Origin of the sequence: Peptoniphilus sp., from assembly GCF_034090345.1 — a bacterium.
GTDB lineage: Bacteria > Bacillota > Clostridia > Tissierellales > Peptoniphilaceae > Peptoniphilus.
Map to the genome: position 1 here is coordinate 14,623 of NZ_JAXDSS010000007.1, position 26,421 is coordinate 41,043.

The following is a 26,421-nucleotide window of genomic DNA, read 5'->3' on the forward strand; positions in this document are numbered from 1 at the left end:
ATATCTTACTTTGTCAAGTATTAATGAGGTGAACTGATGAAAATTTCTATTCGTGAAAAAAGAGTTATGGATGTATTTATAACTTCTGCAAAAGAACTAATCGATGAATATGGATTGGACAATATAACAATTAGGAAAATTGCTGATGTTTCCGGATACAATAGTGCTACAATGTATAACTATTTCCAAAATTTAGATGAACTTTTAATATATTCTTCAATAGATTATTTAAAAGAATATATAATTGAATTAAAGGAACAAACTAAAAATATAAGAGACCCGCTACAAAGGTATATTAAAGTTTATGAAGTGTTTAACAAATATTCATTCTCAAAACCTGACGTGTACTTCAATATTTTCTATGGTGTCTATTCAAAAAATCTACATTCAATTCTTTCAAAATACTATGAGATTTATCCTGAATCTTTAGATGGTTTTGATGATATAGATGTCCTAAATATGATTAAAAATGGTTCTATTTTAAACAGAGACTATGAAGTTACAAAAGTCTTTTGTGAAAAATACAATATCAGTAGAGAAAAACTAAACTTTCTTATTCACACTGTAGTTAGGATACATTCCAGTTATCTATATGACATAGTAGTTGATAAAAATATAAGCTTAGTAGAGCACTCAGAAAAGTTTTTATCATTCTTGAAAACTTTATTAGAACTTACAATTAAGGAGTAATTATGAAATTTTTAGAAGAATTCGACCTAATAACAAAAATACCTCGCCCAAGTCATCACGAAGAAAAAATTGCCGAATATCTCGTGAATTGGGCAAATAAGCATCAACTTGATGTAATGTGCGATGAATTCAACAATGTAATAATAAAAAAACCGGCTTCAGTCGGCTATGAAAATTACCAACCTATCGCCTTGCAATCACATTCAGATATGGTTTGTGAAAAAGCTGAAGATGTCGAACATGATTTTCTAACTGACCCAATTAAATATTTTATTGACGGTGATACGGTTTCAACTCATGGTATGACAACTCTCGGCGCTGATGACGGTCTTGGAATGTCGTTAATACTTTCTATTCTTTCAGATAAAAACTTAAAACATCCTAAACTTGAAGCAATATTTACGACTGCCGAGGAAGAAGATTTTAGTGGTGTTGAAAATTTAGACCCTTCTATATTAAGTGCTAAAAAACTAATAAACATAGACCACTGTGATGATTCATCAATTTTATGTGCATCAGCCGGTGGAATAACCTTTACTGCAACTCACAAATTTAATTTAATTCCAAGTAAAAACTTAAAGTCTTTTGAAATTGTCTTGTCAGGACTTATGGGGGGTCACTCAGGTGAAGATATAGGCAACGGTAGAGGTAATGCAAATATTTTGCTATTTAGACTTTTAAAAGAACTTAGAAAATACGATGTAAAATTAAATTACGTTTCCGGGGGTAGTTATAGATTGGCAATTCCCAGAACTGCTAGAAGCATAATTTTATTTGATGAGAGACAACTTGAAAACATTAAACAAAAAATTTCTGAATTTTTGACTATTATTAAAGATGAATATGTAAATTTCCATGAGCTCGATATTAAGTTCAGCGAATGTGCATCTGATGGAAATTACATTGATGATAATTCTTTTGAAGATTTGATTAAATACTCTCTTACTGTTCCAAACGGTGTATTTGAAATGAGTAGTATCTTCAAACACATAGTAGACACTTCTTCAAACCTTGGAGAAATTTATATCAAAGATGACACTCTGGTTGTCATTGTAGATATCCGTTCAAACTACAATTCAAAGTTAACTAGAATTACTGACTTGTTAGAAATACTAGCTCAACAGTTTAATTTAAAATATGATATTTGGGGAAAATACTTCGCTTGGAAATATCAAAAAGAGTCTGATTTGAGAGATTTAATATGCCAAACTTATTCCGAATTGAGTGGAAATAAACCTCGAATAGAAGCTGTTCATGCCGGTCTTGAGTGCGGATTCTTTGCTGAAAAAGGCTTTACTGATATTATTTCAATAGGGCCAAATGCTAAAGACTTCCATTCCCCTAGTGAATCTTTTAGTATTTCTTCTGCTGAATATGTATATCAAGCTTTAATAAAATTGTTAGAATCTGCAAAATTTGAATAATTCTTTAACATCTAAAATTTTATAAATTAATATAATAGTTAACCTACTACATTAGTTGACAAACCTCTATTATTTGTAGTAGGTTATAAATATCATTAATGGAGGTGAAATCATGGATAGTTGTGATAGGTCGGATAAAAATATTTATTGCAGTTACATGATTTCTTTTTTATGCACAGTTTTTTATTAAGTTAAAATCTGATTTCATGAATCTTCAACTGCAAAATATTTTAACACCTAAAAAGTGATAATTTTATATTTTTAAATTAAAGGAGGTTTTATGAACAGAGAAAAATATGATATTGATGAAATTAAGGAATTACAAAAATCTATTAATTTAATGGACCCTGTTGATTTAGCTGAAATTTTCGAAATTCTATCTCCGTATGAAATAGCTATAAGAATAAAGCTTCTCAACAAAGATTTATTAGCTGATACTTTTGCTTTGCTAAGTAGTTCTAAAAAAGTCGACATTATAAAAACTCTATCAAGAGAAAATATAATGGAACTCATTAAAGAGTTGGATGAAGATGAATTGGTTGATACTCTTCAAGAATTACCTGCAAACATGGTTGGAAAACTTATGAACCACTTTATCGAAGAAGGTCGTAGACCAATTATAAATGAGCTTTTAGGATATCCTGATGAAAGTGTCGGATCTATAATGTCTGTTAACTTCATGTCTGCAAAAATTTCTCGCAGCATTAAAGATATACTTAATAAAGTGGTCACTTCTGATTTGGATGCAAATAAACTTGAACAAATCTGGATTACTGATAATTCTTTAAAGCTAAAGGGGTTTGTTTATTTGGCAGATCTTCTTAGAAATGTGGAAAAAAATGTTGAATTTATTTTACATCCTATCAATAAAACTGTCAGCGCTTATGATGATCAAGAAATTGTTGCCAAATTGGCTTTCAGATATGATCTATCTGAAATACCAGTAGTTGATTCAGAAAATAGGTTAATCGGAACAGTTCCTGCCGAATGGGCTATTGATGTCATGGTTGATGAGTACAATGAAGACATTTCAAATATTCACGGTATAACTGATATAGATGATGATTCTTACATGGAAGTTTCAAATTTAAAAATTGCTAAAAATAGAATAACTTGGCTTATTATTTGCCTCATAACTGCAACTATGACCGGTTTTATAATCAAAAGATATGAAAGTACATTAGCTACCAGTGTGGTATTGGCAGCATATATCCCTATGCTTATGGATAGTGGTGGAAATGCAGGGAGCCAAGCTTCTACAACCGTTATACGTGCTTTATATATTGGAGAAGTGGATTATCATACTATTTTAAAAGTCATGTTAAAAGAATTGAAAATTGGATTTTATGTTGGTATTGCTCTTGTATTTATAAATATCCTGAGAATTTTCTTTATGGATTCTGTTTCAACACAAGTCATGCTTACAGTTTCTATTACCCTTTTAATTACTGTTATGATATCAAAAGTTATTGGTGGTATGCTTCCGCTTATAGCTGATAAATTTAAAATCGACCCTACAGTTATGGCGGGTCCTATAATTACTACAATAGTAGATACTGTTGCACTTTTAATCTACTTTGAAGTTGCAAGCAAACTTATCAATCTTTAAAATTAACTATCTTTGTATTATTTATAAAAAAAGGAGTTGTCTATGGATAATTACAATAGAGAAAAGGAAATAAAAGAAGCTATTGAAGCTTCAGAAAAAGTTTTATCTCACTTATACAGTGCGAGAGATTTATTTAAAAGTGCTAAAAATTGGGGATATTTTGATATGTTTGGAGGTGGAATGATAAGTACATTTATAAAACATAGCAAAATTAATGATGCTGAAGAAGAACTTAGAAAAACTCGCTATGCTGTTCAAAATTTAAAATCTGAACTTGCTGATGTAAATGATATAATTGGAATCAATATAATTCCCGATTCATTTCTCACATTTGCAGATTATTTTTTCGATGGTATTATTGCAGATTATTTAGTTCAGACAAAAATAAATGAGTCATTGTCACAAGTTGAAAACGGAATAGTCCAAATTGAAAAAATAATTGATAATTTAAAATCTGAAATTTAAAAGAAGACTCATTTTTTACGAGTCTTCTTTCTAATTCTATTTTTCTGCTACAACGTATTTTTCTATATATTCATCGTAAGTCATAGGGACATCTCTGTATGTTCCATCATCAAATATTTCAACTATTCTATTTGCAACAGATGAGATAAATTGATGGTCTAATGATGTAAATAATATATTAGATTTAAAGTTTATGAGTCCATTGTTTACAGCTTCAATACTTTCAAGATCAAGATGGTTGGTAGGTTGGTCAAAAATTAATAAGTTAGCAGGCCTTATCATCATTCTTGAAAACATCATTCTAACTTTTTCTCCTCCAGAAAGTACATTTGCTTTTTTAAGCACTTCATCTCCGGAGAATAGCATCTTACCTAAAAATCCTCTTAAATATATTTCTGATTGTTCTTCTGAGAACTGTCTCATCCAATCTATAAGGTTAAGTTCTGAGTTCTCGAAGTATTCTGTATTATCTTTAGGAAAATATGTGTGAGTTATAGTTTGTCCCCACTCAATTTGACCTTCATAATCAGTTTTTGCCTCTATCGCTTCAAAGAACTTTGTTATTGCAATTTCATTTCCTATAAAACCTATTTTATCACCCTTATTAACTCTCATACTCATGTTGTCAAGAAGTATCTTATCCCCTTCTTTTAAAGTTAAATTGTCTATATTTAATATTTCGTTTCCAACTTCACGAGTTAAATCAAACCCAACAAAAGGATATCTACGGCTTGATGGTTTTATATCGTCCAAAGTTATCTTGTCAAGAAGCTTCTTCCTTGAAGTTGCTTGACGAGATTTGGATTTATTAGCTGAAAACCTTGCAATAAATTCTTGAAGTTCTTTAATCTTATCTTCTTTCTTTCTATTTTGTTCCTTAGCCATTTTTTGAGCAAGTTGAGAAGATTCATACCAAAAATCATAGTTACCAACCGTAACTTGAATTCTACCAAAGTCTATATCAACCATATGTGTACACACATTATTTAAGAAGTATCTATCGTGAGAAACTACGATGACAACCCCATTAAAATTAGATAAGAAATCTTCAAGCCACATTATCGCTCTTAAATCAATACCGTTAGTGGGCTCGTCCAAAAGCAAAATATCAGGATTCCCAAAAAGAGCTTGTGCAAGTAATACTTTAACCTTATCCGCCTCAATAAGTTCGCTCATTTTTAAACTGTGTTTATCTGTTGTAATCCCGAGTCCCTGTAAAAGAGAAGCTGCTTCCGACTCTGCTTCATAGCCTCCCATCTCTGCAAATTCGGCTTCAAGTTCTCCGGCTCTTATACCATCCTCGTCTGAAAAATCTTCTTTCATATAAATGGCATCTTTCTCTTTACCTATGTCATAAAGTTTTTTATTTCCCATTACCACTGTATCAATAACTACCTCATCTTCAAAAGCGTAGTGGTCTTGGTTTAGTTTACTCATTCTGGATTCTTTATCTATTGACACATTCCCAGTTGATGGTTCTTTTTCTCCGGAAAGTATTTTTAAAAATGTTGACTTTCCTGCTCCGTTTGCTCCAATTATTCCATAACAATTCCCAGGTGTGAAAGATAGGTTCACATCATCAAATAGTTTTTTATCCGGGAAAATTACACTGACATTATTTACTGAAATCATTCTATTCCTCCAATCGCTTGTCGCGTGTATTATAGCATAGTTCTGAAAAAAATGATATACTCAATCCAAGGAGGGAAGATATGAAAAAAATAATCAGTTCATTATTAATAGTACTCTTATTTACAAATTACATTTATGCAACACCTAACTCAAAAGAAATTCTAAAAATAAAAAAGATTTTTGGGATAACAGATGCCACTGAATTCAATATAACTACATCAGAAAATTCTTATGACGATGGTGGCTCTTTTAAAACATTAGACTATCATTGGAAAAATAATGATACACAATACAATGTCAGCACAGACGTATCGGGAAATATATTCAGATACCATGTAAATTATTCTGATAATAATGATGAATTTGAATTTTTAACAAAAGAAGAAACTATAAAAATAGCAACAGATTTTATGAATAAATTAGACTCTAAGCTAGTTAAACAATATAGACTAAGTAGCATGCAAACCTATGCAAAAAATGGAATCTCTACTTTGTATTTTAATAGGTATGTAAATGATACTATCGTCTCTAATGACAACATAACTGTAGATGTGCTTTTTAATAATAAGTCTGTATATTCTTTCGATAGAACAAATTCAAGTGCAAAATTTAAAGATGAGAACTTTCCAAAACTTGAAAAGGCGCTTCCAAAGAAAAATATATTTTCAAACGTCGAAAATACAAATCCTTTAAGGCTTTCTTATTTAGTTACCGGAGATGAAAAAAATCAAATCGGTACGCTTGTCTATACTCACTTATTAGATACAAAGCCTTTAGATGCTACAACCGCTAATCCAATAACAATTTATACTACTGCTCCTAAAGAATCATCAAAAACCGATGCTGCTTCAGAGTTAAGCGATATTGAGATAACTGAAATTGAGAAAATTAAAAATTTAAGATCTGAAAAAGAAGTTCAATCTTTCATAGAAAAAAACTTTGATACTAAAGATTTAAAGCTTGATTCCAAACAACTTATGCTGGATAAAAATAAAAAATACTACTATCTTTTCTACTATTCTACGCCTAAAGATAGTTCTATAAGATCTTTTAGTGTAAGCATTGATGCAAAAGACCTAAGTCTATTATCCTTTAATGAGTATACAATGAATGCTGATAATGATTCTAAACTTTCAGAAAAAGAAGCAATTAATTTAGCTTCTAAATTTCTAAAGAATTTTAAACACGCTAAAAATATAGATGAAAATAACCCTGTTACTTCAACTTCTAACGGAACAACCACCATTTTATATCCTAGAATCGAAAATAATATTGCTGTTTACTCTGAAGGAATTACTATTTTAGTGGATAATTCAAGTAAAAAAATTTTCTATTATAAAACTAATTTCTCAAACGCTAAATTCCCTTCTAAATCTAATATCATAAATTTAGAAAAAGCTAAAGAATTTGCTATGAATGATTTTAGTTTAAGTTATAGATATGTTGGAAGTAAACCAACTTTAATTTACTCATATAAAGATGGTACTCCTATTTTAAGAGCAAGTGATGGTACACCTATCTCAATCGTTGGTGATGAAATTCAAAATCCAGAAATAAATTATGAAAATTCGGAAAAATCAAAATATAAAGATGAAATAACCATGTTAACGGACCTTGGTATTGGATTTTACAATTTAAAAGATTTACAAAAAAGCATTACAATCAAAGAATTTATAACGTTTATGGAATCAATAGACTCCGGAGCAACAAAATACATCGATTACTCATTTATTCCATCTCAATATGAAGACTTAAAAGAAAGTGACTTAGAAAACAGCTTAACTTATAAAAATGCAATAAAATGGATTCTAAACTTTAAAGGTATTAATGACTTTAAAAATGCAACTGAAATTTGGGATAAAACAATTTTTAAGGATTATGATAGCATAGAAAAAGAATATTTAGCATATTATTATATAGCTAAATCAAAAGGCATATATGATAAAAATGAATCTTTTCAAAATCAAAATATAAGTGCAGATGAAATACTTCATCTCATATATAATGCTGTTATAAAAAATAGAAAAATATAAATCTGTAAATAATTTTGTGTATCAACCTAAATCCAAGCTTTTTACGAGGTATAATAGTTTGGAAATATAGCTTTATTATTGATTGCTTTTTTAGTTGTCTATTGAAGTTTTCCATGGCGTATATATTAACTTTCTTATACCTACCGGATATTTGAAATATGTGGATAGTTCTTAACAATTATTCTTCCAAGAACTTACACACAATTGTAGTTGCCAAAAATTCTTTTAATGCTTGTTTAATATCTTGTACATTTTACGGTTGATATTCTTCAATTAACATTTTCGCTATTTTGACACCTCTTAATTCCGGTCTCACTCGGCATAAATTCCCTCCTAATTAGTTTTTGTCTATTCTAATCAGGAGGGTTCCATACACAAAATTTTACACAGTCTTAAAACAGATATGAATATTTCTTAATGTATCTGATATAACATCCGCATCTTTAGATCCCATTATTAGTTTCTTTATCTTTTTTTGATTTTAAGACTTTTACAACATCCCCTTAATATTTATTTACAGCGTCCATATTAAAAGTTTCTTTCTTAAAATCATTAATATATGGTAAATTAGCTCTCATTTCAATGACATAATCTAAATCTACTTCCGTTATTAGAAGTTCTTCCTCTGTTTCAGATGCCTTATTTACAATTGAACCATCCGGGCCTACAATCATTGAACTGCCGCATAAATTTTCATCTATTGCATTAACTCCGGCAATAAATATCAAGTTATAAAGAGCATTCCCTTGTAGATCTAAATACCATCTATCTTTTGCTTTCATTGACCAATAAGATATATTCAATATTATTTCAGCTCCTTTAAGCATTTGTATTCTCGAAGGTTCTGGAAATTCTATATCATAACAAATCTGCAAGCCTACATTGCCAAATTTAGTTTTTACTACAGGAAATTTATCTCCGGAACAATAGATGTTTTTTTCTTTTCTCCACAAATAGACTTTTCTCATATTACTTATAATATTTCCTTCATCATTTACAAATATAGCAGAATTGTATATCTTACCAGGAATTATTTCATCTAATTCCGGATAACCTGCATATATATAAATTTTATTTTCTCTTGCTAAACGTCTCATTTCTGATACAAAAAAATCATTTTTAGTTTCTGCTATTTTCTGTAATTCTATTTTTGAACCTATATAACCTGTATATGAATATTCAGGAAACATTATCAGCTTACAATTTTTATTACTCGCTCTGATAGTGAGTTCTTTAATTTTTCCCAAATTTTTTTCGGTTTCTTTATTGAATAATTTAAATTGCCCTTGTGCAATTTTAAAATTTCTTGTCATAAAATCTCCTATCAAAATAAATTTTTAGTTATAATACAAAGTATAATAACATTATAAATTAAATTTTAATATTTTCTTACCATCCTGCAGGAAGTAATCCTATAGTTCCTAGTATATGGTATATTACAGTCCCCCCATAAACTATTATTATAGTTGCTTGTACCGGTTTAGATGCTAATTTACCTGCACTCCACTCCGGTTTAATCTCTCCATTTTTTCTAGCACTATTAACCATAAATATTGGTAAAATAGCCATAATTGCTGCTGCAAAAGTTCCGGAAAAATATATTGCATCAACAAATCCTACCATACCTGTAACGGTTAAAAATAGTAGTATACCTAGGCAGATTATCATCAACATTATTCTCGTCTTAGGATCTGAATCACTTTTGAAATGAAAAAAGTCCACTATATTTGATATTAATGTCTGTGTTATTGGAGTAAAAGATGTAAATATTGCCATCAATGCAAATAAGTTGCACTCACAAATGCCCAATTTCCTATTGCCTTTCCCCATGTTATAGTTGCTACTTGTTCTATATTATTAGACGGAGAAACTAAGAAAGTTCCCAAAGGGATCAAAATCAATAATATTGCCACTATTATTTGCCCTAACAAAAGTGAAGGAGCAAGTTTTTTGGGGTCATGTGCTAACCCTCTGGCTAAGTCCGGAACTAAATATTGTCCGATATAACTAAAAGCCGCAACGTTGAAAATAGGAATTGCATAGTCCCAATTAGATTCAAACAGTCTTGATAACTCTGCATTTTGACTTACAAAACTTGCACTTATTAAAACCAGGATTAAAACTATCATTAGATATGACATATATTTTCCTGCAACTCCTACAGCTTTTAATCCAATGTATACAACTATTGATGATGGAATTAAAAATATAAAAGTTCCAACAATTTGCGGTACTCCTATTAATTTAGATATTATACTTCCACTTCCATTAAAGTAGGCTATTAAACATGAAAATGAATTTTTCACCACTGCCAAAAATATTAAAACTCTTGCTGCCGGACCAACATATTTTTCAGCAAGTCCAGGTAACTGAATCATTTTTCTTGTTCTTAATGTAGCTTCAGCAGCGTAATACATAGAAAATAAAGTTAATAAACCAGATAATAACAACCATATAGCTATTACCGGAAAACCACCTTTTCTTGCAGCATAAGCAGTCCCAAGCGCTCCCGAACCTATGCCGCAACCTACAACTTGAAAAATAACTTCTGCTGAAGTAAGTTTTTGAATCTTTAGAGCCCCTTCTTCGTATTGAGTATTTCTATTTTCCATATTTCACCTCAATATTTATTTAGAGCTTCCATAGTAAATGTATCTTCTTTAAAATCATTTAAATACGGAAATTTTGATCTCATTTCTACTACATAATCTAAATCAATTTCTGTTATTAACAATTCTTGTTCTGTTTCAGATGCCCTATTTATTATTTCTCCATCCGGTCCTACTATCATAGAACTGCCGCATAAATTATCTTTTACTGCATTAGTTCCCGACATAAATAAAACATTAAATAAAGCATTTCCTCGCATATCTATAAACCATCTTGTTCTTGCAGGCATTGACCAATAGGAAACATTTAATATGATCTCTGCTCCTTTTAAGGCTTGTATTCTTGAAGGTTCTGGCAATTCCATATCATAGCAAATTTGTAATCCTACTTTGCCAAATTTAGTACTTACTACAGGATATTTCTCCCCTGCTCTATACTTTAATTTCTCATCCCCCCATAAATATACTTTCCTCATATTTGCCAGTATATTTCCTTCGTCATCTATAAATATAGCTTAATTATAAATTCTTCCAGCTACTATTTCATCTAATTCAGGATAGCCTGCGTATATATGAATTTTATTTTCTTTTGCTAATTTTTTCATTTCCGACACAAAAAATCATTTTTTGTCTCCGCTAATTTTTGTAATTCAAGAGCCGTTAATGAATATCCTGTATATGCACATTCCGGTAATGTAATTAAATCACACTCTTTTGCTCCAGCCTCTTCAATAAATTTTTTCATTAAATTAAAATTTTGCTCTGTATTATTAATCAATGCAAATTGTCCTTGAGCTATTTTTAATTTTCTTGGCATAAAAACCCCCTTTTCGCTACGCAAATGTTTTCTTAAATTATACATTAAAAGGGAACATCAATTAGTATATTCCCTTTTAATAAGATATGTTTTTATTACCTATTGATTATATTGATATCTATTTTACTTTGTGCAATTTATTTTAAATAAATATTAATTTTCCACACATAAAACCTTCCCATTATCTACAATAAGTTCTCCATCAAATATTATAGTAGGATTGTATTGAACCATGTCTATATGAACTGTAGAAGTTGCAGGTTGACCATAATAATAGCCATTCCCCATTGCAATATGACAAGTTCCTAAAGCTTTCTTTTCTTCTTCAAAATCTCCATTGAATAAACTTTCAGGATTTAACCCTATTCCAATTTCTGCTATATTATCACTTCCAGGAATAGTATCAATTTGTTTTCTAATTTCTCTTACTATTTTTGGATCTCCATCAATAACTTCAACTATTTTACCACCCTCAACTTTCAATCTTACAGGTTCTGATGGATTCCCATAATAACAAATCGGTCCATCTATGACTAAAATTCCTTCTGTAGTTCCAATAACTGGTCCTAAAGATACTTCTCCATCCGACCATGCCATAGCATCTCCAGGCTTTCTAGCTATGCCACATTCAATTATTGGTTCCATATCATTCATTTCCATTTTTAAATCAGTTCCTGCAGGAGTTGTTATATGAGCAAATTTTTTTCCTCTCCACACAGCCTGTAGCTTTTCTCCGTTGGCATATATTTTTTCATAATCAGCAAGCGCTCCTCCACGAGTAAAATTATCTATTCCTCTTAAGCAAATAGAACATTCCCTTAATTTTTTTTCGTTTATTAATTCTTTTAATCTATTATTATAGATAGCAGCTCCTGATGAAGTTGTCATTCCAATAAACACATCACACTTTTCCATTCCAAGTTCTAATGACTTAGGAAAAATAGTAGCTTTGTCTTTACCTCTTATAGGCATCATATATACACCGCATTCCGCTCCAAGTGTATTGGCCGCTCCCATCAATGCATCAACCATTCTGGTATCAGTTTGAGGATCTGTTACTATTAAAACTTCTTCCCCTTTTTTTACTCCCATACATTTATCTAATAAATAATAAGCTCTTTCAAAGCATTCTATAATTCTGTTATCCATAATTCTCTCCTCTTTATAAACTCATATTATAATAATCATCCGTATTTAATTTATTTTCACTTTTTGCTATTATTACAGAGGTTACTAAATCCCCTAAAGAATTAGTTGCTGTATGAATTTGATCTATTATCCTATAAATACCGGCTACCAGTGCAGTAGCCTCTAAAGGAAGCCCCATTTGAGTTAAAAGTGAAATACTGATTATTAAACCTATTTGAGGTGTTGCTGCACACCCTACACTCAATAATGTACCTTGAAGTACAATAAAAATTTGTTGTCCCACACTTAATTCAATACCATATAACTGAGCTGCAAATACCACTATACATGCGAAGTATATGTTTGTTCCATTCATATTTGCTGTTGCTCCTAAAGGCAATACAAAGTTTGAAACTTTATCATCAACACCTAATTTTTCAGGCGCCACCCTCATTGACACAGGTAATGCTGCTGAGGATGTACATGTGCTAAAAGCTATTAGCCATGGTTCGAAAGCTTTTTTGAAAAAAGGCAAAGGTTTTACTTTCCCAAGTACGATTAGTACTATTGGGTAAAAAATTAAAGTTACTGTCAAGGCTGAAATATAATCTGTGATGATGAACTTAAACACTGGCCCAAATATGGATGTTCCAAATTTTATCATTGTAACACTCATCAAACCAAATACCCCAAATGGAATTATTTTTACTATCCACCCAATCATTGTTAACATAGCATCGGTTATAACAGATATGATATTTATTAATTCTTTTGTTCTGCTTTCTTCTAAATAAATAATCGCAAATCCAAGAATTAAAGCAAATACTATAATAGGCATCATATCTCCATCAGCTAATGACTTAATGGGATTGATAGGAAGTAATCCTAAAATTATTTCATAAGGACCTGGTAATGTAGCTTCTGTAGCCATTGCATTTTCAACTGAACCTAAAGTTATTCCTATTCCCGGTTTAATAATATTTACAAAAATTAAACCCACGCCAGCAGCAAAAGCTGAGCTTAATAAAAACCATAGAATCGTTTTTAATCCTATACTTTTTAAAGCATTTATATCTCCCAATGAAATAGCTGCATTTAAAATACTAAAAAATACCAATGGTACTAAAACCATCTTTATAGCTTTTATAAAAAAGTCACCTAAAAATTGCATAAAAGGTATTACTTTTTTAGCTATAAAAGGAATATCTTCTCCACCCATCTTATTTAAAATCAGACCTACTATTACTCCTAATACTAGTCCAATAAATATTTTTACATATGATGGAATTTTTCTTTTATTAACTTCTTCAGTCATTTTAATTCCTCCTATTTAGTTTTAAAACTTTATCTTCTATTACCTCCCTTTAATACTTGCAAGTATTTTACACTCTAAGTTTATATTTAAATTCGGATTAAGTCAAGTCATTTTATTAATTTTGAAGAATATTATTCTTCTTTTATTTATATAAGAATTTATTTATTCATATAATAATTGATATTATCTGTTTTTACTTGTATAATGTATAGATAAAAGGGGGATTTTATGCGGAATTCAATAAATTTTGAAAACTTGAATATATTACAAAGAATAAATTATTTTAAAGAAAACTTTAGTAAAACACAATTAAAAATTGGAGATTTTATTCTTGAAAATTTTGACAAGACTGTTTTTTACACTTCAACAGAACTTGCCTATAAATGTGGAGTCAGTGAATCTAGTGTTGTAAGATTTGCCAATTTTATTCAATATAAAGGTTATTCTGACATGCAGAATGATTTACAAAATTTTTTGAGAGAAAAAATAACCATGACTCAAAGGCTACATAATTTAACTGAAAAAAAAGGTAACCAGACTCAAATTCTCTATGATGTATTGCAAAAAGGTAAAGACGATATTCAATGGCTAATAGATAATATTAATCCTAATACATTTGATGAAATAGTTGATATAATTTCTACTGCAAAAAAAGTCTATCTTGTGGGTTCACGAAGTTCATATTCTGTTACATACTTTTTGGGTTTGAGTTTAAAATGGATCAGAAATAATGTTTATATTATAGATGGCATCAACAGAGATTTTGATGATATATCTGAAATTACATCCAAAGATGTCCTTATATCTTTAAGTTTGCCTCGTTATTTAAAAAGTACTTTAAATATTCATAGATATGCATATAATAGAGGAGTTAAAACAATTTGTATTACAGATTCAATTACATCTCCTCTGGTTAAATATACAACCATTCCTTTATTAATAAACAATGAAATTCTTTCTTTCTCTGATAACCTTATACCTGTTATAACTATTGTTACAGCCCTTTTGAATTCTATAGCAGCTAAAGAAAAAAAAGCGGAGCAAAAAATGGCTAAAAAGGAAGCTTTTTGGAATGATTTTGAACTTTATCAAAAATTTTAAATATCTAATTGCAACAATAAGTTATCCACCTTACTTAATCATAGAAAACTATGTTACTTTCTTAAGTCTTCCCCTATTTAACTAGGGGAAAATTTTTTATACCTTTATTTCTTTTATAAATTCCTCGTAAGACGTGCTAAAATTTAGTATCTTTCCATGATAATTATTTATCGATACTATTATTCTCTCTATTTGTTTTTTTGACAAAGTTTCTATTGATTTTCTTTTATTTTGTAGCGCCTTTATTTATAGTGTTATTTATTGTATTAAGAGCTTCTCCTATATGTTTAGCTGTTTTTCTGTTACTACCCCCTCATTTAATTATATATAGTATATAATTTTTCATATTTTTGTCTTCAAAATTCATTATGACATTAATAATTTATTTTATGTTTCAAGTATGATACCTTGAAAAATATTCCCTATTGTTATATTCTTTTAAATGGAGGATAAAAGATATTATGAGCGAAGAAAAATTTAGAACATCAGATCATAAAAGAGAGTTAAAGCGAAAAAAAAGACGCCAAAAAATGCGTCGCAGAAGAATGATTTTTTACGTAGGTGTACTTGTCCTACTTTTTATAGTAATACAAATATTTTCAGCAATACTTGGAAGTTTCAAAAAAGATACCTCTAAAGAAATTTCATTCAATTGGTTTTTAGATAAAGCATATCGCGATTCAATAGGTGCTGTCAGAACACATATGCCAAACTATAATAATTTTAAAGATAGCTTAAATGCTGTTTATGATGAATTTGAGTTTATGAAAAAAGAACTTATGCCCGGCGAAAACCATTTGGTACAGGCAAATAATTATGCATATGATACGGCAGAAATTAGATCCTATATAAGAGGAGAAAAGAAATACACCGGAAAAGATAAACTTGTATTTTTAACCTTTGATGATGGCCCTAATACTTCGATTACACCACAAGTTTTAAATACTTTAAAGAAAAACAATGTACACGGAACGTTCTTTGTCGTTGGAAGTAGAATTACAGAGAAAACTTATCCTGTATTAAGAAAGACAATATATAACGGTAATGCAATAGGAACTCACTCTTTCTATCACAATTATGATATTTTATATCCTGGAAGAGTTGCTGATCCGGCAAAAATTAAAGAAGAAACTCAACTAACTTTGGCAAGACTCCAAAAAGTTTTTGGAGATAATTTCCACAGTGTCCCATGGAGATACCCAGGCGGTCATATGTCTTGGCAAAACACCTCTGAAGCAGACAGTGTAATCTCTGCAATGAATGTAGAATGGCTTGACTGGAATTGTATGACAGGAGATGCTGAACCTAAAAAGACAAGGCCTACTACAAACTCAGGCATACTTGAAACCTTAGATAAAACTTTGAACCAAAATTTGCACACAGATGTAGCTGTTGTACTTATGCACGATGCAACAAACAAACAATTGAGCGTTGATTCACTACAAGATGTAATAGATTATTTTAAAGAACATAACTATAAATTTGGAATACTAAAATAAGGAGGATAACCCTCCTTTTTTTAAAAGGGGAAACAAAATGTTAAAGATAAAAAATTCAATAGAAATAGATGGAATAAGTATTGAAACGCTAAAGAAAACTTATGGAACTCCACTGTATATATATTCAGTAAATGGCATGAGAGATAGAATTGGCGAGATAAAAAAAGATTTCTTAAATAAATATGAAAATACAAGTGTCGCTTATGCTGCAAAAGCATTTTTGACAACCGCAATGGCAAAATTTATTAAAGATGAAGGATTGAATTTAGACGTTGTCAGTGGCGGAGAAATAGCAATCGCGCTTAACGCAGATTTTCCACCTGAAAAAATTGAATTCAATGGTAATAACAAACTCGAAGAAGAAATTTCATTTGCAATAGAAAATAACGTCGGTAAATTTATAATAGATGGAGCCGATGAATTATCAATAATTTCAAAATATGCAAAAAATCTAAACAAAACTGTTAATGTACTTTTTAGAATTACTCCTGGAGTTGATGCGCACACTCATGAGTATATCCAAACAGCAAATGCGGATTCAAAATTCGGCTTTAATCTAACTGATGTTTTAGAATATGTAAAAATTGCTAATTCAGATGAAAATATAAAATTCTTAGGCTACCATTTCCACTTAGGTTCTCAACTTTTTGAAAATGAAGTTTACTTAAAAGCAATTGATGCAGTTAGCGAATTGATCAAAGAAACAGAAAAAATTACCGGTTCGCCCCTACATGATTTAAATATTGGTGGTGGATTTGGGATAACTTATACTGATGAAATAAGAAAACCATACTCTTACTTTTTAGAGCCTATTATGAAAAAAATAGACTCTCTATATCAAAATTCAACTCGCCCACATATAACCATTGAACCTGGAAGAAGTATTGTAGGAGATTCTGGATATACCCTTTATACTGTTGGAAATATTAAAGAAATACCTAATATGAGAAAATATGTTACCGTTGATGGTGGTATGACAGACAATATAAGACCGGCACTATACAATGCAAAATATACTGCTCTTACAAATTCTAAATCAGAAACTCATGAAGATGTTAGAATTGTTGGAAAATGTTGTGAATCAGGTGATATATTGATTAGAGAAATTGAGCTTCCAAAACTAAACCGTGGTGATTTAATTCTTGTGCTTTCTACAGGTGCTTATGGCCATAGTATGTCAAGCAATTACAATTCACTTCAAAGACCGGCCGTAGTGTTTACAGAAAATGGAACACACAGACTCGTTGTAAGAAGAGAAACTTACAACGATTTGGTAAATAGAGATATAGATTAATCATAATTTATCTTTGTACATTATAATATTACACATGATGAAAAGAGGCCCTGTATATTTACAGAGCCTTTAATCTTTTTAATTATTTTCCAATTAAGGTGTCAAGTCTTGCTTTATCAAAGCCTACAATTTCTTCAGTTCCTACAACTATTACAGGAACTCCTGAATACCCCTTTTCCATTAATTCACTTCTTGCTTGTGCATCGTTTTGAACATTTTTCTCTTCAAATTCAATTCCTTTTTCTTTTAAATAATCCTTTGCCATTGTGCAATACGGACATGTATTTGAAGTATAAACTGTAATCTTTTCCATTTTTTAATTCCCCCTTAATCTCTTTGAATTATACCCTTATCTTTATTTATTAATCAACCTAATCTATGTTTTGCGTGTACCAATCCATCTTTAAATATACACTGTATATGTTCATCATCTAATGAATAAATAGCATTTCTTGCAACTCTCTCAACTCTTATTATATTATGGCTCCTCAAAACTGCAAGTTGATGAGATATCGAAGATTGACTCATCTGAAGTACGTTTGAAATTTGAGTAACATTCATTGGTCCTTTTGACAGTGCGTAAAGTATTTTTATTCGAGTTGGATCTCCCATAGATTTAAAGATAATTGAAATTTTATTAATTAGTTCAGTATGTTCTGAAAATTCTTTAATCTCTTGTTCTACACTCATTTTATCACCTCAAATTTTGGGAAAATTTATAGTTAAAACTATAAATTCTTCCGGTGTCAAAGTTTCTGCTCTTCTCTTAGAATCTATATTAGATATTTTTAAAACATTTTCTATTATGTCTTTACATATATCAAATCCATAAGTAGATAAAGAATTTATGATAGTTTTTCTTCTCTTTGAAAAAGATGCCTTGACAATTTTAAATAGTTTTTCTCTATCTACAACTGCCAAATCATCTTTTAATTTAAATCTAACTACGCCAGAATCAACTCTTGGTCTTGGCATAAACACTGTACTTGGTACGTCAAATTCATATTTTACATCAGAATAAAATTGCACAAAAACTGATAGAGAACCATAGTCTTTTGTTGAAGGCTTTGCTGAAAATCTTCTTGCAACTTCTTTCTGTACCATTACTGTTATAGATTCAGCTCTTGTCTGCTCTATAATTCTTGTCAAAATAGGAGTTGTTACATAATAAGGTAAATTTGAAACAACTACAAAACTTTCACCTTCAAACTCTTCTTCTAATATTTTTAAATCCAATTTTAAAAAATCGTCATAGATAACTTTTACATTATCTAATTTCAAAGTTTCTTCATGAACCGGAATTAGCTTTTTATCTATTTCTATAGCCAAAACTTTTTTAGCTCTCATTGCCAATTCTTCTGTAAGAGTTCCGAGTCCAGGTCCTATTTCGAGTACATTCTTCCCCTCAACTTCAGCTACATCCACAATTTTTCTGACAATATTTCCATCTATCAAAAAATTTTGGCCTAAAGATTTAGAAAATTTAAACCCATATCTATCTAATATTTCTACCACTCTATGTGGTTTATAAAGTCTTTCCATTTAAACCTACTTTTTCAGTATTTCTTCTGCTGATTTTATGGCGTTTTCAAATTCTTCTATGGTTATTTTAAAACCATTGAGTTTATTGACCATTTGTTTTGCATTACCGTGTCCTATTTTTAAAACATCTCCAACAATTTCTCTCTTGCTTTTTGAATCAGTTCTTCCAGTCAACCCATATCTCATCAACATAGCCTCATTAAATAAATTCGTCTTTTCTTCAAAATCAGGGCGCGCATTCATTATCGCTGTTCTTATATCTTCAGCTTTGGCATTTTCAATTCCTATATTATCTCTCTTAGTGGCTTTCGACTGTGATAAAAATGCGTGTTTTACACCTTTAACCTGTGAAGATATGTCATTTCTTATCTTCTTTCCCATATAGTCAGGGTCTGTGAAAACTATTAGTCCCCTCTTCTTTTGAATATCCTTTAATTGATTTATGAGCCTTCTGCCGTATCCAAATCCATGAGTTTGAATTACATCGCATTCCAATGCACCTTTTACAGCTGTGATATCATCTCTGCCTTCTACAACTATCACTTCTTTAATCATTGTAAAACCTCTTTGCATTTTCAGCAGTTATATCTATAATTTCTTGAACCTTCATTCCTCTTATCTTAGCTATTTCTTTTGCAGTATGTTTTATAAACATCGGCTCGTTCCTCTTGCCTCTCATAGGTGTTGGTGCAAGATAAGGCGAGTCAGTTTCTAAGACCAACATCTCCAAAGGCACTTCTTTTGCAACTTCTTTAGGGTGGACAGAATTTTTAAAAGTTACAGTTCCCCCAAGTGCTATATAGCAACCCAACTTTATATATTCTCTCATCATCTCAACAGACTGTGTAAAACAATGTATTAAAAATTTTAAATCGGGATGCTCTTCCTTAGCTGCTTTTATAATATCAAAAGTTTCTTGCACTGCATCTCTTGTGTGAACTACTATCGGCAAGTTCAACTTATGAGCCAGTTCAATCTGTCTTATAAACACTTCTCTTTGAGTATCTCTAGGTGAATAGTCATAGTAATAATCTAATCCTATTTCACCTATTGCCTTTACATTTTCATTTTTGGCAAGTTCTATTAGCTTATTTTCTACTTCGTCATTATATTCATCAGCAGAATGAGGATGCACCCCAATAACTGCTCTCAAATTTTCGTATATTGATGCGAGTTCAACAGAGACTATTGAAGATTCTAAATCTGCCCCTATGTTATAAACTCTTTCAACTCCATTTTCTTCAAGATTTGAAATTACGATATCTCTATCGTAATCAAATCTTTCACTATCTAAGTGTGCATGAGAATCTATAATTCCCATTAACAAATCACGCTCCCGTCCGGTAAATCTTCGTGTATAGTAGCTAAAGATATATTTCCTTTTTCATCTTCAGCCGCTAAAATCATACCTTCTGAAAAAACTCCTCTGAAGTTATGTGGCTTTAAGTTAGTTATAACAAGTATTTTCTTTCCAGTTAGATATTCCTTACTGAATTTACTCTTTATATTTGAAACTACAACTCTTTTTTCTTCGCCTAATTTTAAATTCAAAAGATAAAGTCTATCTGCATTTGGATGATCTTCTACTGATTCTATTAAAGCTACTTTGATTTCTAATTTATCAAAGTCATCAAGAGTGATTTCCGGCTTTCCTGCTACTTCTTCAGCTTCTCCAGCCCAAGCTTTCTTCTCTGCCGCTCTTTGGTCTATCAACTCTTGGTTTGCTGTGTTAAGTCTTTCAAGTTCTTTTTCAACATCAAGTCTTGGGAAAAGAACTCCTAAATTCTTAACTTTTTCACCTGCAACGCAAAGTCCCCAAGTCTTAGCATCTTCCCATGAAATCTCATCTTTAATTTTAAGCGATTTTCTGATTGAGATTGAAGTTTTTGAAAGAAATGGTGAAATCAATACTGACACAACTCTTAGCGATTCTGCTAAATTGTAAAGTACTGTATCAAGTCTCTTTCTCTTGTCTTCATCTTTTGCCAATATCCATGGTGTTGTTTCATCTACATATTTATTTGAACGTCTTATAAGGTTCCAAATTTCTTCAAGCGCAACTGAGAATTGGAAGTGTTCCATAGCTTCGTCTACCTTATCAGCAGTTCCTATTGCTATTTTTTTCAAGTCTTCATCAACTTTTTCAAATTCTATAGCTTCTGGTATATATCCATCATTGTACTTTTCAATCATTGATATTGTACGAGATACTAAGTTGCCAAGGTCATTTGCAAGGTCTGAATTTAATCTTCTTATGAATTTTTCTCTATTAAATGAACCGTCTGCTCCAAAGCTAAATTCTCTAAGCAAGAAATATTTAAGAGCATCTATTCCATATAAGTCTATAATTGGTTCCGGATAGATTATATTCCCCTTAGATTTGCTCATCTTATCGTTGTCGAATAATATCCATCCATGACCAAAAACTTTTTTAGGAAGCGGTAAATCCAATGCCATTAAAATTGCCGGCCAAATTATAGTGTGGAATCTCGTAATTTCTTTACCTACCAAGTGTACATCTGCCGGCCAGAAAGAATTGAATTTTTCATCATCTGCTCCATATCCTATTGCAGATAAGTAGCAAGAAAGCGCATCTATCCAAACATACACAACGTGCTTTTCATCAAATGGAACTTTAACTCCCCAATCAAAAGTTGACCTTGAAACTGATAAATCTTCTAAATTTTCTAAGAAGTTTTTTATCATCTCATTCTTTCTCGATTCAGGTTCAATGAAATCAGGGTGATCTTCATAATATTTTAAAAGTCGATCTCTATATTTTGACAATCTAAAGAAATATGATTCTTCTTTTTGAACATTTGTAGGTCTACCACAGTCAGGGCAAGTGTGCCCTTCTCCTAATTGAGATTCTGTCCAAAATGACTCACATGGTGTACAGTAATATCCTTCATATTCAGACTTGTAGATTTCTCCCTTATCATATAGTTCTTTAAATATCTTTTGTACGTTCTTTTCGTGTTGTTCATCTGTCGATCTTATAAATGAATCATATTCTATCTCTAATTTTTCCCAAAGAGCTTTTATAGATACAATTATATTGTCCACATATTCTTTAGGCTCAAGTCCGACTTCTCTAGCCTTTTCTTCAATTTTTTGTCCATGCTCATCAGTGCCTGTTGTAAAGAACACATCATATCCTTGTAACTTTTTATATCTCTTTATGCTGTCTGCCGCCACTGTACAATAAGTATGCCCTATGTGTAGATTATCTGAAGGATAGTATATTGGCGTTGTTAAATAATATTTTCCCTTTTCCATTTTTGTCCCCCTGTTCCAAAAAACAAGACTTTTTCTGTCTTTTATAATATATAAATTATATGCTAAAGCACTTATATTTTCAACTTTTGAGCATTTTAAGAGGGAGCATGTGCTCCCTCTTATATGTCTCCTTTTACGACCAAAACTGAAACTTTTGAACTATTTATTACTTTATTTGAAACTGAACCTAACACAGTTCTTGAAAAAGCACCTAATCCTCTGTTCCCCATTACTATTAAATCTATATCGTGTTCTTCTGCAAACTTTGTAATTTGTTGTGCGGGATTCCCACTTGTGTAAAAAGTTTCAATTTTCTTAGGATAGTCAGAAAGTTCATTTTCAACATCTGATAAAACTAACTCTGCTCTTTCTGTGTTAGCTCTTTCTATTTCTAAAGTATATGGGAAATTTGTAGGGTATTGTTCAAATATGCTGGTCTCCGGAATTACTGTAAGTACAACCAGATCTGCATCATACTTCTTACCTATATCTTTTGCTACATAAACTGATTTTTTAGATATTTTTGAACCGTCTATAGGCACTAAAATCTTCATTGTGATTCCCCCTTTTTATTATTAGATTTACCCCATTAGCAGAAAATAAAACCCAACATCTAAATCTTAAACTTTGCCATTTAAAACATCATTTAAGTCTTCTCAAATCTCTAAAAATTCTAACATATTCTTTATAGCTGCCTCCTTCATAGTCAACTCCAATTACTACTCCTTCTTTTTCATACTCAAATCCAACATTTTCTATATAATTTACATTCACTCCATCTATTATTTTTTTTTCCATTTTCCCAGAATAATACACTCTTCCTTCATATTGATTCAATAATCTTTGGAAAATTCTAACCGGTTTCCCATCCAACTTATAAAAAGAATATAAATAATTCGATTTCCCATTTTCATCCATTTCAGACATAATATGTTTATATTTTTTACCTAACACCACCGGCTCAAAATTTAATTCTTCTTTAATCTCAGCTATATTTTCTTTTCTCTGTAATTGAATATTACTTTCAATTAAATTAAATTCATGTCTTTTTATTTTTTGCTTATTTATTAAAACTTTTATTTTTTCTATATTACCTCCAGTATGCTTCATTATTTTAACTAAACTCTTTCCCGTATGAGTAAATGGCATTAAAAATAATATCACCGTTACAGCGGAAATATACTTTAATATTTCTGTTTTCTTCTTTAACTTTTTCTTTCTGATAAGTTTCTTAACTCTTTTCTTTGTTTCTTCTGACGGTTTATACATTCCAATAATTTCTGTGATAATTTCTAAGTCTTTTTGGTCAAATTCATCTATAATATCATAATCTATTTCTTTATCCAGTCTGCTACTGTCATTCTCCATAATATTCCTCCAGTCTCTTTCTAATTTTCTTAATAGCTCTGTGTAATATAACAGTTACATTTGAATATCCTATATCCATTAATTCTGAAATCTCTTTATTGCCAAGTCCAGCCCCAAACTTCATTGAAATAATTTCCTGTTCTTTATCCGATAGAGTTCGAACTGCCTTCTCTAAATATTCATACTCTTCTTGCTTTTCTATACTGTCTTCAACACGCTTTTCAAACTTAATAAAATTTGCAAAATCATATATGGAACACGTTTCTTTAACATTAGATTTTCTATAATAATCAGTTATCATATTTCTAGTTATCCTAAAAACCCAAGTATCCAAAGTCCCTTTAGTTGAATCATAACTATTTAATTTTTCACTTAGCCGCATAAATACTTCTGCTGACAAATCTTCCGCATCCTCTTTATTTAAAATACGATGAGAAACAAATTTATAAATTCTATCAAAATATATTTCATATAATTGTTCAGAATCTATATCTTTAAAACTTTCTGAATCCGTCATTCATTCCCTCCTTATTAGCTTATAATAATGAATACGTAATAAATTGAAAAATATTACAAAAAAAGTACCACTTAAATGGTACTAAATTTCTATATATCTAAAACCATGACCTTGAATATCCGAGGTATCACTAACCGCAACAAATGCTCCTTTATCTATTTTATTTATTATCGATTTAACCTTTACTACTTCAATCGGAGTACATATCATATATATTATCTTAAATTTATTATGACTATATGCCCCTTCTCCGTAAATATATGTCATCCCTCTATTCATATTGCTATAAATACTATTTACAATTTTTTCATCATGTTCACTTATTATAAATACTTGCTTTTGCTTTCCGACTCCTAAATGGATTTTATCCATCACCCTATATGCGATAAATAATGCAACAAGTGTATAAAGTGCCCTGTCTAAAGAATATATAAAAGACGATAACATTATTATAAAAAAGTTTATTATCATTAATACATTACCTACAGAAATACTGTACTTCTTTTTTATTATTGCCCCAATTATATCAAGTCCACCCGTTGAGCATCCATTTCTCAGTGTAATTCCCATTCCAATTCCATTTAGGACTCCCCCAAATATACAAGATAGTAAAACATCTTTGGTGATTATAAATCCTGATGCTGTTATAGAGTCTAAAACTCCTACATAAAAAGATATCAAAAATATCGATATAGTCGAAAAAAACATAAATTTCATATCCAAATACATAATCCCAAGTATCATAGGAGGTAAATTTAATAAAAATAAAATCAAACCTATTGGAATTGGGAGATATAAATCTAAAAGAGCTGATAACCCTGTAACCCCTCCGGATATTAGTTGATTAGGTCGCAACAACAACACAAAAGCCATTGCGCAAAATAAATTTCCTATCAAAATTGCAAAGAGTTTTTTTATAAATACTTCTTTTGTGATATTAAATTTCAAACTTATCCCTCCTACTTTGATTATAGGATTAAGAGCTTAAATAGTAAACCTTATTTATTATTTTATTGTAATTATCTCTTTACTAACTATTAAATATTGTCAAAGTTTTAGATTTTAATTATGTGGTATAATAAAAATAAGATAAATAAGGAGGTATTCTATGAAAAAACTAAGCTTATTACTTATTGCACTCGTTCTACTCAGTGCTTGTGCAAAGAATGAACCAAAAAATAATTCTAAAGACACTACAACTGCATCTGAAAATAAAAGCGCCCAAGAAACTGATAAAAAAATTAACAATGAAGAAGAAATTCTATATTCATACACAGGACAAAACGAAAACTTTGAAGCAAGAGCTATCGTAACTCCTGTAACCGAAGAATATTTAAAATCTTTAGCTGATGAACACGCCGGTACAAACTCTGATGAACTTCAAAAAATCATGGAACAAAATCCTGTATATAAAGTAAATATATATCTTACATATACTGGAGATTCATTGGGAGAACTCCCCGATATAACAGATGTTTCATTTAAAACTTCTCTTACTGATGTATTTGAAGCTTCTACTAGTGAATTATCTAAAGAAACTCTAGTTAAAATTCTAACCGGCAAAGAAGCTATCTCAAAAGATATGTTAATACCCGAATCATTTTCTTCTAAAGTAAATGAATCATCCGTTATAAAAATAAACGCTCAATCTAAGACAATGCCGGAATTTAATTTTGACATAGACTTAAAGGTAAATTAAATTATGTTCAAGGCTCTGTTTTATCTTTTAATAGATTTAATACAGAGCCTTTTTGGAGGTATGTATGAAAAAAATACTAATTGTTTTAATGCTATTGCTATTTTTGACAGCTTGTGCTGAAAAAAAAGATAATAAAGAAACAGTAGCTGCACTTAGAAAGTCTCCCGAATATTTATCATATTCTGAGTACAATATTAGAAATGACTATGAACCTTATTATACATTCGAGGGAGAAAATGAAAATTTTAAAGCTGTCTACACAATAAAGCCCATTGACCAAAGTATAATAGAGCAGTATTCTGAAAAATTCCCTACCAATGATAAACTCACAGCTAAATCTTTGCAAGTCGATTGTTATTTAACTTATAAAGGTGATTTGGCTGAAAGTGATTTAGATTTA

Annotated in this window: 28 protein-coding genes; 10 read left to right on the forward strand and 18 right to left on the reverse strand. The window is 30.4% G+C overall.

Going from position 1 to position 26,421, the window contains the following annotated elements:
- The first annotated feature begins 36 nt into the window (after nt 1–36).
- The 4 genes from SOR77_RS00295 (at nt 37) to SOR77_RS00310 (ending at nt 4,188) form a co-directional block, all read left to right on the forward strand.
- On the forward strand, nt 37–690 hold the full coding sequence (locus SOR77_RS00295; protein WP_320635225.1) for a TetR/AcrR family transcriptional regulator: 654 nt from the start codon (nt 37–39) through the stop codon (nt 688–690).
- A gap of 2 nt (nt 691–692) precedes the next feature.
- The gene (gene pepD, locus SOR77_RS00300; protein WP_320635226.1) at nt 693–2,114 is read left to right on the forward strand and encodes a beta-Ala-His dipeptidase; all 1,422 of its coding nucleotides are present in this window, start codon (nt 693–695) and stop codon (nt 2,112–2,114) included.
- Nucleotides 2,115–2,394: 280 nt separating this feature from the next.
- Nucleotides 2,395–3,723: a magnesium transporter gene (gene mgtE / locus SOR77_RS00305; protein WP_320635227.1), complete on the forward strand. Its 1,329-nt coding sequence runs from the start codon at nt 2,395–2,397 to the stop codon at nt 3,721–3,723.
- Between the two features lie 42 nt (nt 3,724–3,765).
- The gene (locus SOR77_RS00310; protein WP_320635228.1) at nt 3,766–4,188 is read left to right on the forward strand and encodes a hypothetical protein; all 423 of its coding nucleotides are present in this window, start codon (nt 3,766–3,768) and stop codon (nt 4,186–4,188) included.
- A gap of 36 nt (nt 4,189–4,224) precedes the next feature.
- On the opposite strand, the gene SOR77_RS00315 is transcribed toward SOR77_RS00310, so the two are convergent.
- Nucleotides 4,225–5,820 carry an ABC-F family ATP-binding cassette domain-containing protein gene (locus tag SOR77_RS00315; RefSeq protein WP_320635229.1) on the reverse strand — a complete coding sequence of 532 codons (1,596 nt, stop codon included), beginning with the start codon at nt 5,818–5,820 and terminating at the stop codon, nt 4,225–4,227.
- Between the two features lie 80 nt (nt 5,821–5,900).
- Here SOR77_RS00315 and SOR77_RS00320 point away from each other — a divergent pair, with 80 nt between their 5' ends.
- Nucleotides 5,901–7,853, forward strand: a complete 1,953-nt coding sequence (locus SOR77_RS00320) for a YcdB/YcdC domain-containing protein (RefSeq protein WP_320635230.1) — start codon at nt 5,901–5,903, stop codon at nt 7,851–7,853.
- A gap of 503 nt (nt 7,854–8,356) precedes the next feature.
- Here the strand turns inward: SOR77_RS00320 and SOR77_RS00325 are convergent.
- From SOR77_RS00325 to SOR77_RS00355, 7 genes are all read right to left on the reverse strand, one after another.
- Nucleotides 8,357–9,166, reverse strand: coding sequence for a carbon-nitrogen hydrolase family protein (locus SOR77_RS00325; protein WP_320635231.1), 810 nt, complete (start codon nt 9,164–9,166; stop codon nt 8,357–8,359).
- Between the two features lie 76 nt (nt 9,167–9,242).
- Nucleotides 9,243–9,629, reverse strand: coding sequence for an aromatic amino acid transport family protein (locus tag SOR77_RS00330; protein WP_320635232.1), 387 nt, complete (start codon nt 9,627–9,629; stop codon nt 9,243–9,245).
- Nucleotides 9,629–10,465, reverse strand: a complete 837-nt coding sequence (locus tag SOR77_RS00335; RefSeq protein WP_320635233.1) for an aromatic amino acid transport family protein — start codon at nt 10,463–10,465, stop codon at nt 9,629–9,631. Before SOR77_RS00335 ends, SOR77_RS00330 begins: the two co-directional genes overlap by 1 nt.
- Before the next feature lie 8 nt (nt 10,466–10,473).
- Complete coding sequence (locus SOR77_RS00340; RefSeq protein ID WP_320635234.1) at nt 10,474–10,938, reverse strand: nitrilase-related carbon-nitrogen hydrolase; 465 nt, start codon at nt 10,936–10,938, stop codon at nt 10,474–10,476.
- 125 nt (nt 10,939–11,063) lie between these two features.
- On the reverse strand, nt 11,064–11,279 hold the full coding sequence (locus SOR77_RS00345) for a nitrilase-related carbon-nitrogen hydrolase (protein WP_320635235.1): 216 nt from the start codon (nt 11,277–11,279) through the stop codon (nt 11,064–11,066).
- A 153-nt stretch (nt 11,280–11,432) separates the two neighbouring features.
- Complete coding sequence (locus SOR77_RS00350; RefSeq protein WP_218563699.1) at nt 11,433–12,428, reverse strand: aminopeptidase; 996 nt, start codon at nt 12,426–12,428, stop codon at nt 11,433–11,435.
- A gap of 13 nt (nt 12,429–12,441) precedes the next feature.
- Nucleotides 12,442–13,722, reverse strand: coding sequence for a dicarboxylate/amino acid:cation symporter (locus SOR77_RS00355; protein ID WP_115311972.1), 1,281 nt, complete (start codon nt 13,720–13,722; stop codon nt 12,442–12,444).
- A gap of 255 nt (nt 13,723–13,977) precedes the next feature.
- Here SOR77_RS00355 and SOR77_RS00360 point away from each other — a divergent pair, with 255 nt between their 5' ends.
- The 3 genes from SOR77_RS00360 (at nt 13,978) to lysA (ending at nt 17,616) form a co-directional block, all read left to right on the forward strand.
- Complete coding sequence (locus SOR77_RS00360) at nt 13,978–14,823, forward strand: MurR/RpiR family transcriptional regulator (protein WP_172463311.1); 846 nt, start codon at nt 13,978–13,980, stop codon at nt 14,821–14,823.
- Between the two features lie 461 nt (nt 14,824–15,284).
- Nucleotides 15,285–16,322, forward strand: a complete 1,038-nt coding sequence (locus SOR77_RS00365) for a polysaccharide deacetylase family protein (protein ID WP_320635236.1) — start codon at nt 15,285–15,287, stop codon at nt 16,320–16,322.
- A gap of 37 nt (nt 16,323–16,359) precedes the next feature.
- Nucleotides 16,360–17,616, forward strand: coding sequence for a diaminopimelate decarboxylase (gene lysA, locus SOR77_RS00370; RefSeq protein WP_320635237.1), 1,257 nt, complete (start codon nt 16,360–16,362; stop codon nt 17,614–17,616).
- A gap of 82 nt (nt 17,617–17,698) precedes the next feature.
- Here lysA and SOR77_RS00375 read toward each other — a convergent pair whose 3' ends face one another.
- The 10 genes from SOR77_RS00375 to SOR77_RS00420 form a co-directional block, all read right to left on the reverse strand.
- Entirely contained in the window at nt 17,699–17,929 is a 231-nt protein-coding gene (locus tag SOR77_RS00375) for a glutaredoxin family protein (RefSeq protein WP_040552788.1), read from the reverse strand.
- Between the two features lie 53 nt (nt 17,930–17,982).
- The gene (locus SOR77_RS00380; RefSeq protein ID WP_320635238.1) at nt 17,983–18,306 is read right to left on the reverse strand and encodes a metalloregulator ArsR/SmtB family transcription factor; all 324 of its coding nucleotides are present in this window, start codon (nt 18,304–18,306) and stop codon (nt 17,983–17,985) included.
- A 9-nt stretch (nt 18,307–18,315) separates the two neighbouring features.
- A complete protein-coding gene (gene rsmA / locus SOR77_RS00385; protein ID WP_004821965.1) occupies nt 18,316–19,158 on the reverse strand; it encodes a 16S rRNA (adenine(1518)-N(6)/adenine(1519)-N(6))-dimethyltransferase RsmA in 843 nt (280 codons plus the stop codon).
- Between the two features lie 6 nt (nt 19,159–19,164).
- Nucleotides 19,165–19,713 (reverse strand): ribonuclease M5, encoded by a 549-nt coding sequence (rnmV, locus tag SOR77_RS00390; protein ID WP_320635239.1) that lies wholly within the window; start codon nt 19,711–19,713, stop codon nt 19,165–19,167.
- Entirely contained in the window at nt 19,706–20,473 is a 768-nt protein-coding gene (locus SOR77_RS00395) for a TatD family hydrolase (RefSeq protein ID WP_320635246.1), read from the reverse strand. Before SOR77_RS00395 ends, rnmV begins: the two co-directional genes overlap by 8 nt.
- 5 nt (nt 20,474–20,478) lie before the next feature.
- Entirely contained in the window at nt 20,479–22,437 is a 1,959-nt protein-coding gene (metG, locus tag SOR77_RS00400; RefSeq protein ID WP_320635240.1) for a methionine--tRNA ligase, read from the reverse strand.
- A 119-nt stretch (nt 22,438–22,556) separates the two neighbouring features.
- Nucleotides 22,557–22,991 (reverse strand): universal stress protein, encoded by a 435-nt coding sequence (locus SOR77_RS00405; protein WP_004821956.1) that lies wholly within the window; start codon nt 22,989–22,991, stop codon nt 22,557–22,559.
- Between the two features lie 88 nt (nt 22,992–23,079).
- Nucleotides 23,080–23,805: a hypothetical protein gene (locus SOR77_RS00410; RefSeq protein ID WP_320635241.1), complete on the reverse strand. Its 726-nt coding sequence runs from the start codon at nt 23,803–23,805 to the stop codon at nt 23,080–23,082.
- Entirely contained in the window at nt 23,795–24,322 is a 528-nt protein-coding gene (locus tag SOR77_RS00415; RefSeq protein ID WP_320635242.1) for a sigma-70 family RNA polymerase sigma factor, read from the reverse strand. Before SOR77_RS00415 ends, SOR77_RS00410 begins: the two co-directional genes overlap by 11 nt.
- Nucleotides 24,323–24,403: 81 nt before the next feature.
- A complete protein-coding gene (locus tag SOR77_RS00420) occupies nt 24,404–25,270 on the reverse strand; it encodes a YitT family protein (RefSeq protein WP_320635243.1) in 867 nt (288 codons plus the stop codon).
- A 160-nt stretch (nt 25,271–25,430) separates the two neighbouring features.
- On the opposite strand from SOR77_RS00420, the gene SOR77_RS00425 reads away from it, so the two are divergent.
- A complete protein-coding gene (locus SOR77_RS00425) occupies nt 25,431–26,021 on the forward strand; it encodes a hypothetical protein (protein ID WP_320635244.1) in 591 nt (196 codons plus the stop codon).
- Between the two features lie 64 nt (nt 26,022–26,085).
- The coding region (locus tag SOR77_RS00430) for a hypothetical protein (RefSeq protein ID WP_320635245.1) at nt 26,086–26,421 on the forward strand (336 nt) is incomplete at its 3' end.